This window comes from Candidatus Tenderia electrophaga (assembly GCA_001447805.1).
In the GTDB taxonomy this organism is placed as follows: domain Bacteria; phylum Pseudomonadota; class Gammaproteobacteria; order Tenderiales; family Tenderiaceae; genus Tenderia; species Tenderia electrophaga.
Genome location: CP013099.1, coordinates 591,745 through 603,859, shown reverse-complemented (window position 1 = coordinate 603,859; position 12,115 = coordinate 591,745). Strand labels below are relative to the sequence as shown.

12 protein-coding genes are annotated in these 12,115 nt (G+C 52.1%); 2 read left to right on the top strand and 10 right to left on the bottom strand.

All coding sequences use genetic code 11. From position 1 onward, the window contains the following. Positions 1–53: 53 nt before the first annotated feature. The 10 genes from Tel_02745 to Tel_02700 all read right to left on the bottom strand — a co-directional run bounded on the left by Tel_02745 (position 54) and on the right by Tel_02700 (position 9,783). The gene (locus Tel_02745) at positions 54–2,459 is read right to left on the bottom strand and encodes a hypothetical protein (GenBank protein ID ALP52147.1); all 2,406 of its coding nucleotides are present in this window, start codon (positions 2,457–2,459) and stop codon (positions 54–56) included. A gap of 73 nt (positions 2,460–2,532) precedes the next feature. Then, a complete protein-coding gene (locus tag Tel_02740; protein ALP52146.1) occupies positions 2,533–4,014 on the bottom strand; it encodes a hypothetical protein in 1,482 nt (493 codons plus the stop codon). Positions 4,015–4,034: 20 nt separating this feature from the next. After that, the gene (locus Tel_02735) at positions 4,035–4,445 is read right to left on the bottom strand and encodes a hypothetical protein (GenBank protein ID ALP52145.1); all 411 of its coding nucleotides are present in this window, start codon (positions 4,443–4,445) and stop codon (positions 4,035–4,037) included. 132 nt (positions 4,446–4,577) lie between these two features. Further along, the gene (locus Tel_02730; GenBank protein ALP52144.1) at positions 4,578–5,381 is read right to left on the bottom strand and encodes a hypothetical protein; all 804 of its coding nucleotides are present in this window, start codon (positions 5,379–5,381) and stop codon (positions 4,578–4,580) included. A gap of 121 nt (positions 5,382–5,502) precedes the next feature. Further along, positions 5,503–6,420, bottom strand: a complete 918-nt coding sequence (locus Tel_02725) for a hypothetical protein (GenBank protein ID ALP52143.1) — start codon at positions 6,418–6,420, stop codon at positions 5,503–5,505. Between the two features lie 289 nt (positions 6,421–6,709). After that, positions 6,710–7,153 (bottom strand): hypothetical protein, encoded by a 444-nt coding sequence (locus Tel_02720; GenBank protein ALP52142.1) that lies wholly within the window; start codon positions 7,151–7,153, stop codon positions 6,710–6,712. 279 nt (positions 7,154–7,432) lie between these two features. Next, the gene (locus Tel_02715; protein ALP52141.1) at positions 7,433–7,918 is read right to left on the bottom strand and encodes a hypothetical protein; all 486 of its coding nucleotides are present in this window, start codon (positions 7,916–7,918) and stop codon (positions 7,433–7,435) included. Positions 7,919–7,922: 4 nt separating this feature from the next. Further along, the gene (locus Tel_02710) at positions 7,923–8,159 is read right to left on the bottom strand and encodes a molybdopterin synthase sulfur carrier subunit (GenBank protein ALP52140.1); all 237 of its coding nucleotides are present in this window, start codon (positions 8,157–8,159) and stop codon (positions 7,923–7,925) included. Positions 8,160–8,180: 21 nt separating this feature from the next. Further along, positions 8,181–8,660 (bottom strand): cyclic pyranopterin monophosphate synthase accessory protein, encoded by a 480-nt coding sequence (gene moaC / locus Tel_02705; protein ID ALP52139.1) that lies wholly within the window; start codon positions 8,658–8,660, stop codon positions 8,181–8,183. Between the two features lie 118 nt (positions 8,661–8,778). Next, complete coding sequence (locus Tel_02700) at positions 8,779–9,783, bottom strand: hypothetical protein (protein ALP52138.1); 1,005 nt, start codon at positions 9,781–9,783, stop codon at positions 8,779–8,781. 603 nt (positions 9,784–10,386) lie between these two features. On the opposite strand from Tel_02700, the gene Tel_02695 reads away from it, so the two are divergent. After that, complete coding sequence (locus Tel_02695; protein ALP52137.1) at positions 10,387–11,325, top strand: hypothetical protein; 939 nt, start codon at positions 10,387–10,389, stop codon at positions 11,323–11,325. Beyond that, entirely contained in the window at positions 11,322–12,089 is a 768-nt protein-coding gene (locus Tel_02690; protein ALP52136.1) for a hypothetical protein, read from the top strand. The genes Tel_02695 and Tel_02690 overlap by 4 nt, the downstream gene beginning before the upstream one ends. Positions 12,090–12,115: the final 26 nt, after the last annotated feature.

The following is a 12,115-nucleotide window of genomic DNA, read 5'->3' as shown; positions in this document are numbered from 1 at the left end:
AAAGCAATAACAATAGACAAAAGAGTGTTCTGAGCATCAACACTTGCGCCCATCTAGTGCACGGAAAACTTACGCAAAATCAGCGGCAGCAGATAAAGCGCAACTATACAGCTGATAACCATATAGACCATCACAAACACACCCAGTTTCACGTGGGGCGGAAATTGCGACAGCAGCAATACCGCAAACCCGGCGGATACCACTACTGCGTTGAAGACGATGGTTCTACCCACACCTTTCATAGTGCCGGCAACAGCTTCTTCATGAGTTCGCCCGGCGTCCCTGTGGATCTTATAGCGGAAGACGTAATGGACGGCGAAATCCACACCGACCCCAATGGCGATACCGGCAGCAAGGACGGTTGAAACATCCATCGGTATGCTCAGCCATCCAGCCATGCCGGCGACGATTGTGGTGGTCACCACAACCGGCAATACGATAGCAACACTGCCGATAACTGAACGCAGCAATAACAACGCCATCAAAAAAATCGCGATTTTCGAAAACAACAGCGCGACAGTCTGACTATCAATCAGGAGATCGGCCCAAACATAGGAGTTGTTGCCGGGGCCGGCGTAGTTGATTTGCACGCCTGAACCCGCAAACACATCGTTGGCATAGGCGTCAATCGAATCGATAATTCGCCTAAGATGTAAAGTTTCATCGGTTTTAATCATAACGACAATATTGGCGCGCTGATAATCGTAATCTACCATCTCGTCCAATAACTCTGGCTGCCCGGAAACCGAATACAGGTAAAGCCCCTCGGCGATTTCACGTTGGCTATCGGGAATGCGGTAGTAGGCCTGCTGCATTGAGTGCAACGACTTATTTAAGCTCTTTAAATAATCCACCATCGACAAACTATCGCCAACCAGCGGCAGGGTCTCTGCATAGCGCTGAAGACGGTCAATCTTATTCAGCAGCTCGGGCGACTTGAGGGCGTCTTTTTTGTCCGCCTCCAACACCACGTTGAGGGTAATAGAACCGTCAAATTTCTCATTAATGAGGTCGGTGGCCTGTGATACCTCACTTTCCGGCTTAAAATCGCTCATCCAGCTGGAATTGACGTATAGACGCGAAGCGCCTATAGACATGGCCACAACAATAATGATTGCGATCAGCGCGGCCGAACGGCTATTCCTGGTAATCATAATCCCGCCGGACACCAATGCGCGCGTCAAGACGTCCTGCCCGTCGTGAACACGCAGCGATCTTTTCCGCTCCAGGTAATCCGCCACCTTGGGTTTTAAAATGACCAACATCGCCGCTACAAAGGTGACTGTTAAAAACCAGCTGATCGAGATACCCAATACAGTGAATAGGCCGAACAGCTTAAATGGTGGCATCTCGGCAAACAAAAGCGCCATAAACCCAATCCCAGTCGTAAGCGATGTGGTGATCAGCGGTCGACTTAGCATGGTAATCACTGCACCCACAATCTCAGTGCTTTTTCTGTAGGGGTCTTCGAGCACCTTATTGTAATAATTGCTCAAAAAGTGCACCGAGTCACCGATACCTACGGCGACCAAAATGACCGGCAGCATGGTGGATATGGTATACATCGGCACCTTAAGGATTGCCATTATCCCCAGAGTCCAGATAATGGCTCCTATCATTACGCTGAGCGGCAGCAACACGCCGCGCGCAGTCTTGAATATCATAAAAAGGACCACAGCCATAGTCGCAAGCAGCAGCGGAATCATCACTTTGATGTCTTCCAGCGCATTGAGCCCGGAGGTTACTTCTATCGCTGGCCGACCTGAGACATAAAATTGGTCACCGTTATCGTCATAGTCGTCCGTTGTCTCAGCGGTCTGCCATTGTTTCCAAGCGTCTTCGGGAGCATCACCGGTTCGTCCTTCGTCAGTTTGCGCCGCGCCGCCGCTCTGACCCCAGTCGCCACCCTGCCATCCGCCCCAAGCGTCACCACCACCCGATTCTGCCGCCAAGATGCCTTTGATCTGCCAATAAGCTTGGTAACGATTCGCCGCGCCTTCCTCTATCTTGGCCCGAATCATGGCGGCTTTGCCGTCTGCGGATATCAGATTGCCTTTGAGGATATCTTCATGATCCGAAACCTTTTGCTTTATATTCTCAATGTCGGTCTGGCTAACTGGGGCCACCGGCATCAGCCGCACCGCCCCGACGCTCTCTTCGTCACCTTCGAATAAAGTCACTGTAGTCGGAGATGCGACGTCCAGCGCCCGATTAGCGACGACGGAGGGTAGTTTTGCTATTTTTTCGGTGACACGCTGAATCTTGGCAAGTGTTTCGGCATTGAAAATCGTCTTGTCTCGGTTAACGATTGCAATGATAATGGCGTCCTTTGCACCAAATAGATTTTCGATTTTTTCGTCATATTCTATCGCCGGATGCCCTTTAGGCATATAAACTCGCGCATCGGTCTCCCATTCCAAGCTTGGAATCTGTGACGCCAAAGCCAGCGTAACAAGCATCACCATGCCAATAATCAGCTTTGGGTAGGTCGTTACAAATCTATAATATGCAGCCACGATCTAGCTCTCACCCCTAAAACGAATATTTAAACTCAAAAAATATTCTGTCGTTATTGTGAAAATTCCCCAGAAATTGGGCGCGCTGAACATCAGCATTAAACTGCCCCTGTGCAGTTACGGTCGACAACCCAAAATCTGACTTCTCACCATCAAACAAATCCAGGCCAACGGCAATTTGGAACCTATCCGATAATTGGAATGTTGCTTTTGGCTTCATGTAGGATTCGTTCATTTGCTGAAGAAATATCCACAACCCCTGAACAGTCAGCGCATATTGTGGAAATTCACGCCGCACAAACAGATTGTACGAGGTGTCGACCCGATCCTGGATAAGGTTCGGTTCATAGTCGAGAATTATCCACTGCGTGGCGCCCACTGCGACATCCCAGCCGAACGCGAGAAAATCTACCCCCATCCCCCATCTGATGTGGTCCTTTTGCGCCTCACCATTAGTGTCGACAAATCCGTCGTTGTTAGCGTCCGCCACGTTACTGCGACCAAAAAACTTGTCCTCTACATAGGCCAGCTCGCCTTTTAAAATATATTCGCCTACCGGGCGAACCGCGGTCGCTCCATACATGGATATTCTGGTGTACGAAGGAAAAAAGACTGGCCCCTCATTTGCGCTGGCACCGATTTTTACCGTTCTAAATATGACCGGGAAGTCGTCCCAAGTATAAAAATAGCTAAATGATAATTCAGTGTTAGCCAGGTAAGTGTCAAACTTGATACCGAATTCCGAGTTTTCCAGCGTCCAGCTTTCTGGTTTGCGGGTACCCGGCACTTCCTGCAATAACTCCCATTCAGAGCCGGGGGGCGCGGGCTCGTGGAATTGCAGGTCTGGGATCCACAACAGCTGCACATCGCCGGCATTGGCATAATAATCGAGCTTTACTGTCCACAGTGAAATTCTATAGTCAATCAGGTCCGGAAGGATCAATTCGCGAAAGTCCATGGGATTGATTTCATCAACGACTCTGACGCCTTCCAACACTCCCCAAATGACGTACTGCTTACCAATTCGAAGGTCCAGCGTATCGTAAGCCATATCGAAATATAGCTCGCGGATCTGGGCAACCGGGCTGTCTTTCTCTTGCGCCAGATTTTCGACAAAGGCAAGGGGTTCTTCGGAGTTTCGTTCGAGCCTTGCGGCGATCGTTTCGTAATTAAACAGATCATAAGCAAGGTCGTAGTAGGCCCAACCGGTAAAATTAAAATCGACCCTGTTTCCGAAGGGATATTGAGCGTTTAGATAGCCGATATTGCGAATTTTGGTAATCGAACGGGGCTCGCGCAGCCGATAGGCCGTTTCGTTTTTGAGGTAGCCGCTCAGACGTAAATCAGACCAGAGACTGGATTCCTCTTCCTGTTGTTGCACCGTCTCGGTAAAAAGGGAATCGAAGTCAAGGTTAAGATCAGTCTCTTGCGCGCTTGTTGATGATATGACCGAACAGCATGCGACAGCGACGATAAACTGCCATAACTGCTTTATCATGCCATGTCACCACATCCTTGTTAGACATGCCCTTTGCAGGCATCACAAATCACAACCGGCTCTGAAGCCCCTAACCCGAGAAAGGCCTTTTTACCTTGTTGCAGCACCGTTCCGCAGCCTAAACATGAGACGGTTTTGTTTAACTGGATCTTTTCCCATCCGAGAACCGTGTTAAATATATCGGCGTCGGCGGGCGTTTCTTTACTCGCTGAGGATGGGGCACGCGCCGGTGGTCCCATCCCAAAAGCGTCTTCCAGGGTATTTCGAATCAGGATGGAAACGGGGATTCCCATCTCTTTTGCGGTTTGGATCACCCTATCACGCAACTCCTTGGGTACCCGCGCCCCGAGGTATTCCTCTTTGCGCTTCATTGCCATCGAAACCGCTTTGTCTCGCCTGGCCTTTCCTGCCTGCCCTATCTCTTTAGACATTTTGTCCTCGCACGTCAGTTGTCGAACACTGTTCAACAAATGTTATACATTAATCCCAGTCGTGTCAAGGACCATAAAAAAGGCGTTTCTAACCCCCGGGAAACGCCTCTGAGTAGTGAGTTAAAATTCTGACTAAAGCCCCTTTCTTAATGCCCTCTCGGTAAATATGTCATCGTCGAGCCCGATATTCACTTTTACATCGGTGACCGTGAATATCGACTTATGATTGGTTTGCACGTTTTCGACGGTAACGCGATCCCATATCCACGCGTCGTCGACCTTTTGCCAAGTTAACCTTTGTTTCTTTAGAAGATTGCCCTGCCGGTCGTAATAGTCGGTTTTAACGCGGACACAGTCATCCCAACTAGACCGCTTTGCATACCAGGAGATTTTTTTGCTGTAGATCGAATTTTGCTCTTTTGGCCTGATCTCAACTGTATAGATATCGCCCCCGTCTTGCTCATCGTGGCGAAGCAACTTGTATTCATCATCGCTGATATCGCGGTCTTCGATATCACCATAGGTTAAATCAGAGCCCAGAAAACTGTCTCCAGGGTCCCTAACCGAGACTCTGCGCACCTTTCTTAAATGCGGCAGATACAGCCATTGATCCGCCATCTTATCGAGAGATGACTTATAGCCCCAGCGCATGAATCCGGTTCCCTTGGCATCCGGGGGAAATTCAGTGAACAGCACCATCTTGTCCAAGACTCCTTCTTGGCCGTGGTAATTTTTCCATAGACGTCGATAGATATTTTCACGCTCATTATCATCTTTATCGATCAAGGTAATGGTCAACAATGAACGCTGATCCTCTCCGGGATTTTTATATTCACAATGCCTGATGATCTCCCTGACATCTTGCTCTGCATACGCAGCCGGGAATAGCAAGGTCGAAACCGACACAATGAACAAAAAAAGTGCGCTCTTTTTCATATCGACATAACCCTTACCAACTATCCTTAGACAATAACAAAAACCCGTTTTTCCACACAAAGAAAGAGGGGCATAAAGCCCCTCTCTTTTAACGTGCCTGTTCTAGGTTGTTGCTTAACCGTTAGAACGGACCTCCCGTACCATCGGTGGCAAGGCTGCCCCAACCAGCAGGTGGTGCAGTGGTATCCCAGTCGATCGCAGTTGAATCAACGAGACTGAAATCACTCACTGCGTTACTTGTGGTCACGTTAGTATAGCTAGTGAAGCCGAACTCTTGACCGACACCTTCAATCAACGACATATCCTGGCCGATCCAGATAGCCTTCACATTCTCGCCAGCAAGCCATGTCAGGTCATCGCTGGCGTCACCATCAATATCAACACCGCCGACGCCGACTTCACTCCCGGAGCGATCGACCAAGACGAAGTCCTGTACCTGCGCAGCCGTACTGGTGGTTTGCTCCTGGATATCGACCCCACTGGTGATGCGCATAATCTTGCCTACAGACCCTAGAGTACCCGTCTGATCAAGCCAGAAGTCCGTGCGAAAATCTTCACCCCCGGCGGTAGCCCCGTCGTCAACCGCGGAAATACCTTGATAAATCATCACTTCGTCATCAGTGCCGTTGGTGCTGGCCCAACCTGTCAGCAGGGTAGTTGCGGTATCGAACGTCTCGACTAAGGCACCAGTGGTAGTGCTATCTGTGATGGATGACTTGTCTGCCAAGCCGCCTACATTACCGGTCCTGACAAAGCTTTCATCAGAGAAGCTCATATTACCTGCGGTGCCACTGACACCGGCATCGGTAATGATGGTCTGAAAATAGTCGTTGGTACCGTCACTAATCTGGCGTTGAAAGAAACCGTCGCCGGTCACTTCACCGCTACAGGTGAAACCCGCGGGACAGTCTGAAGCGATAGCGCCACTGCTCGCCGTCCACTGATCAAATCCGTCTGCCGGTGCTGCCGCCATCGCCGCACCTGAAAGCACGAGCGCAGCGGCACCCATGGAACTTGCTGCTTTATATGCCTTGTTCATTATTCAAGCCTCCTGAATACATCATCAAGTTGCAGAGATGACAACATCTCCTCCTCAATCTACCCTGGCGTTACATTTAACATCCATATAACACCGTCGTCAATAGTTCATTGCCCTGTCGAGCACAAAACTGTTTCTTGTTAGACAATGTATAACGTCGGCCCAGGAGGTGTCAAGCTGTTTCCAGCGACAATACACAATCTGCTCCGGGTCATCCATGCCTAACAAGCCGATATCCTATCGTCCTAAATAGGTTATCGGCCAACCACCTGGCGAGTTTAGGGCTTATTTATGCCCAACCACCGCCCCAGTGTCGACCGTGGAAATTCAGTAGAATCAAATTGTTCTGCCTTCTACCGTAATCAACACAACTCACCGAGGCTGGATCGACACTGATTTGTCGGTATCTTTCTAGCGGCATCCCCACCGCTGAGGCAATCAATGTCCTAATTGGACCGACGTGCGACACGACAACAATGCATTTGCCCTGGTTATCGGCGATCACTTGCTTCAGCGAGAGGCGGACCCGCTCCGCCAGGTCGTACACTGACTCCCCCGCTTCTGGCTTGAAAGCCGCCTGGTTGCGTTTCCACGCTTGGTGCTGAACCGGATACTTAGACTCAATCTCGTCAAAATAGAGCCCCTCCCAGACACCAAAATGACGCTCCATCAAAAACTTATCGAAAGCAATCTGACAATCACTGTGATAACTGGCGATCACCTCTGCCGTCATCCGCGTCCTACTACAGGGACTAGCATATATGGCCGCTATATCCGAATCGGCTAGATACCCAGCCGCCTGCTCGGCTTGCCTTATTCCAGCAGGATTTAAGACAGGGTCTTCTTGACTGTCACAGTAAATCCGATCGAGCGGAAAGTCTGTTTCGCCATGCCTAACATAAATTACCCGGGTTGTGTTTTCTTTTTCTCTCACGCCTCAAGTGCCGCCGATGTTAACTCACTAACCCAAGTTTTATCAGGCGGTGATGCGTCAAAAATCACCCAACTCAAATTACGCGCTACGCTTGACAGTGACAGCATCGACATCCGCGACTTCGGCCTTCTCGTCTCGTGAGTTGTGTTCTACCCAACGCTTTTCGCCGGCCGGCGTGGTCTCACACTTCCAAAAAGGGGCCCGTTCTTTTAAGTAATTGATGATGAAGCGGCAAGCATCAAAGGCATTGGCACGGTGTGCAGACCAGACGGCAACCAAGACGATGGGTTCATTCGGCAGCATTTCGCCATAGCGATGCACCACCAGGCTGTCGACAATTTCCCAGCGCTGAGCCGCCTCATCACAAACCTGCTCAATGTGCTTCTGCGTCATGCCTGGATAGTGCTCCAAAACCATGGAGGCCACATCTTCACCGTCGTTATAGTCCCGCATGGTGCCGACAAAAGTCACGACACCGCCATGCTTGCCTTTCGGCAGATTGTCTTGATGGACCCGGACTTCCTTGCCCGGATCAAACAGCTGCTCCTGAACCACTACCTTCACGTCATCAACCTCCAGTTACAGGCGGAAAAAACGCCAGTTCGTCACCATCTTTGAGCACGGCATCTGCATCCGTATATTCCATGTTAACAGCGATAAGGGTGCTGTCGGGGATCAGCTGGCCGGCAGCCACTTTGGCCCATACATCCGCCACCGATACGGTATCGCCGTCTATCGTCAGGGTTTCTTCAGCACGCCCCATCTTGTCGCGCATGCTGGCAAAATACCTTACTGTAATATTCATCTACTCAACTCCCCAAGCCAGTTATGCGCTACGACGCCATGTGCCCGATTTACCGCCTGATTTTGCCAACAGGCCAATGCCGCCCATCACCATACCGCGGTCAACCGCCTTGCACATATCATAGATAACCAACAATGCCACCTGGACAGCTGTAATCGCCTCCATCTCGACGCCTGTTTGGCCTTTACAGCGCACCTTCGCTTGGCAATACACGGCGTTCTTTTCCGGCTCTGGAGTCAAGTCCAACTCTACGTTGGTGAGCATAATCGGGTGGCACAGCGGCACCAAATCTGGTGTTTTTTTTGCACCCATAATTCCCGCCACGCGCGCGATCCCCAAAACGTCGCCCTTCTTGTGATCCCCCTGAACAATCTTTTCCAGCGTCTCGGGCTCCATAAAAATGCGCCCCTCTGCGATCGCTTCGCGTTGTGTTTCGGACTTCTCGCCAACATCAACCATGTAGGCCTCGCCCGAAGCATTGAAATGGGTCAACTCACTCATTCTGTAATACTCTCTAAACTGTGGTATGAACGCAAATGCTTGGCCGCAGGACGATATCTGTTCCAGACCGGGTGTCACGCGACGTCTACATAGGCGAAAAAATAATTAACAGCGGCTACTAACCGCCGATCTGGGTCATACTAACCCGACCGATATCCTCTACCGCCACACGTTGTGCCGATGAAGCCTTCTTGGATTCAAAGCCATCTTTTTCTTTCTCGGCAAATGCCTTACGAAAGACATCGGCGATTTCATCGTCCTTGCAACCGGAGCGGATCAGCTCTCTCAAACTGTATTCCTTATCGGAATAAAGACAATTTCTGATATTGCCGTCTGCGGTCACGCGAATACGGGAGCAGTTACCGCACATGCTGCGGGTAAAGGCCGGAATCACGGCGATCTTGCCCTGGTGATCATTGCCTTGAAAGATGTGGTGCTCGGTACGGGTTCCCGGTGCAGGCTGTATACCGGGATACAAAGTTTCAATCTGCTTGACCAAACTTTCAGCGCTGGCAAAGTGTCCGCCAGTCTCCCAAATCTGGTGGCCGTCGAAAGGCATGAACTCGATAAAACGCACCGTTAAGCGATGGTCACGGGCCATCTCGGTAAAGTCTTTAAGCTCATCTTCGTTGAAACCACGCATCAGAACCACATTGACCTTGACGCGAGGAAATCCCATATCGAGCGCAAGCTTAATGCTATCTTTAACCTTTTCTAAGCCTTCGCGGCGAGTGATACGGACGAACTTGTCAGCATCCAACGTATCGAGACTGATATTGACACCGGTCAATCCCGCATCCCGTAGACGCTGGGCATAGCGGTCGAAAAGTAATCCGTTAGTGGTTAGGTGTACGGCCTTGATACCAGGGGTGGCAACCGAACCTTCGATCAGATCGACGATGTCTTTTCGTACCAGAGGCTCACCGCCGGTGAACCGCACCTTTTTGACCCCCATGCGCGCAAGCACACCGATGATGCGCAGCGTCTCCTCGCTGTGCAGGATTTTTTCTTTGCCTTGAAAATCCACACCCTCTTCGGGCATGCAATATGTACAGCGAAGGTTGCACTTTTCGGTGACGGCAATCCGCACATAGTCGAACGTACGGCCGAAGCGATCCTGCAAAGGGGGCAAGGGCTCTAAAACTTGATTCTGAGCACTCTCCTGAACCTGACGTGTGGAACCTGCGTCCACTTGTGTTTTCTGATTAATCTTCATAATCTCAGACTGGCTGACAGCCCTCATCGCTTATCTCCAAACCAACAGCCGACGGATATAGCGCCGACCACCTCCGACAGGATTCGCTACTCAGCCAAACTCGGCCTCATATATACAAGGCTTCCTTCCTGGCCTATCCTCGATCAATAATCCCTTCCATTGGAATTATGAGACACCGGAATCACGCCTATGTCCCATTTCGCATACCGGCGTTTCGGCAGCAGTAAACCTGTGTTTTCACAATATTTTATCGGCGGCCGGGAGTCAGAACTTTATGGCCAACCAAAGTACAACCCAAATGTAGCTACGTCATCTCCTAACGAGTCATCATAACCAATCCCCTAATGACAAACAACCGACAGCCCGCATGGGTATTTTGTTTTTGATTTTCAAAAAGATATACAGCAAAGTCCGCTTTGGCCATACCCCCGGCGCTATTGACACCCCCCACCAGTTGGGTAGAGTGGCCGACTTAGTTATTCATTACTCCAAGATAGCCAGATTGAGCCCATGAACACAACCAAGACCAACTCCGCCGGTTGCTGGACCCGCCTCCCGCCATTACAGATCGCCCGCTCCCATCCGTCGGTCGCGACTTATGCAGGAAAAATTTACGCATTCGGCGGCGGCGGCCCGCAATTCAAAAGCCTGAACTCAGTCATCTGCTTCGATCCTGATTCAAACAACTGGCAAAAACGCCGGCAAATGCCCACCCTGCGTTCCGGCACTGTCGCCGCCACGATTGGCGATAAAATCTATGTCATGGGCGGCGGCTTTCGCCAAGACGACGGCATGTTTCGTTTTCTCACCAAGGTCGAAATCTATCACCCCGACTCCGACAGCTGGGAAATGGGCCCGGACCTGCTGATGCCTCATGACTACCCGGCCGTGGCCGTTGTGAATAACGCCATCTACGTCATCGGCGGGCACCACCCGGACGCCACCCAGGGCGGCCCCAAAACAGACCCCGGCTTCGATTTTTGCGAACGGCTGGTTCTGGAGAAAGGCTCGTGGGAACAAATCGCGGCGCTGCCGACGCCGCGCTTCGCCCTGTCGGCTGTCACCCACGACGACAAAATTCTCGCCATGGGCGGTGTCGCCTTCCGTCCCGAAGGCTTCAACAATTTCACCGTCATCGAGCGCTATGACCCGGCGACCAACCAGTGGAGCAGCGACGCAGATTTCAGCCTGCCCTGGCCCGCCGCCGGACTGGGAAGCGCCATGCTCGGCGATGAACTGTACGTCTTCGGCGGTTACAGCGACGACAGCATCCATCCGCGCACCGCACGCTACAATGCCGCGCAGGACGGCTGGCAGCAGGTCACACCGCTGCCCAGCCCGGTGTGCGCCATGGGCGTCACGGTCTGCGATGATTCTATTTATACTGTCGGCGGCTGGGCCGACGACGGACGCACCCCGATCGACGCCTGCTTCCGCTACACCCCATGAAACCGCCCGACTTCAGCGACGACCAACTCAGCCGCTACAGCCGCCATCTACTCCTCCCGGAAATTGACCTCGCCGGCCAAACCCGGCTGGGACAGGCCCGCATCGTCATTATCGGCGCCGGCGGTCTGGGCGCCCCCGCCGCGCTTTACCTGGCCAGCAGCGGCATAGGCCGAATTACCATTATCGACGACGACGACATCGACCTGGGCAACCTTCAGCGCCAGATTGCCTTTCGTAACAGCGACTTAGGACAAGCCAAGACGGATCGCCTGCGCGCCGCATTGATAACTCTCAACCCTGAAATCCGCGTCGACGCCGTCAACCGGCGCGCCGACGCCAGCCTGCTCGCCGACGCCGCCGCCAACGCTGATGTCCTGCTCGACTGCAGCGACAATTTCGAAACCCGCTTTGCCACCAACCAGGCCAGCCTGAGCTGCGCAACACCACTGATCAGCGGTGCCGCCATCGGCTTCCAGGGCCAGGTCTGCACCTTCGACCCGCGCCAAGTGGCGGCCCCCTGCTACCGCTGCCTCTACCCCGAACAGGCCGACACCCCTCAGGAAACCTGCCGTGACCGCGGCGTCTTCGCCCCCCTGGTCGGCATCATCGGCAGCATCCAAGCCGCCGAGGCCATCAAACTCCTGCTCAACATCGGCCGGGGCCTGAGCGGCCGCCTGCTGACCATCGACGCCCTTACCATGACGCCACGCCTGGTAAAACTCTCCAAAGACCCCCTCTGCCCCGCGTGCGGCGACAAAAGATAGCCGCAAAAGCTTTGCAAATCGGCGTT

What these genes read in the sequence shown, in the direction of transcription:
- Tel_02725 (ALP52143.1), bottom strand. Translation starts at nt 6,420, where the DNA reads ATGAACAAGGCATATAAAGCAGCAAGTTCCATGGGTGCCGCTGCGCTC.
- Tel_02710 (ALP52140.1), bottom strand. Translation starts at nt 8,159, where the DNA reads ATGAATATTACAGTAAGGTATTTTGCCAGCATGCGCGACAAGATGGGG.
- Tel_02745 (ALP52147.1), bottom strand. Translation starts at nt 2,459, where the DNA reads ATGCTTGTTACGCTGGCTTTGGCGTCACAGATTCCAAGCTTGGAATGG.
- Tel_02740 (ALP52146.1), bottom strand. Translation starts at nt 4,014, where the DNA reads ATGATAAAGCAGTTATGGCAGTTTATCGTCGCTGTCGCATGCTGTTCG.
- Tel_02695 (ALP52137.1), top strand. Translation starts at nt 10,387, where the DNA reads ATGAACACAACCAAGACCAACTCCGCCGGTTGCTGGACCCGCCTCCCG.
- Tel_02735 (ALP52145.1), bottom strand. Translation starts at nt 4,445, where the DNA reads ATGTCTAAAGAGATAGGGCAGGCAGGAAAGGCCAGGCGAGACAAAGCG.
- Tel_02720 (ALP52142.1), bottom strand. Translation starts at nt 7,153, where the DNA reads ATGACGGCAGAGGTGATCGCCAGTTATCACAGTGATTGTCAGATTGCT.
- moaC (ALP52139.1), bottom strand. Translation starts at nt 8,660, where the DNA reads ATGAGTGAGTTGACCCATTTCAATGCTTCGGGCGAGGCCTACATGGTT.
- Tel_02730 (ALP52144.1), bottom strand. Translation starts at nt 5,381, where the DNA reads ATGAAAAAGAGCGCACTTTTTTTGTTCATTGTGTCGGTTTCGACCTTG.
- Tel_02690 (ALP52136.1), top strand. Translation starts at nt 11,322, where the DNA reads ATGAAACCGCCCGACTTCAGCGACGACCAACTCAGCCGCTACAGCCGC.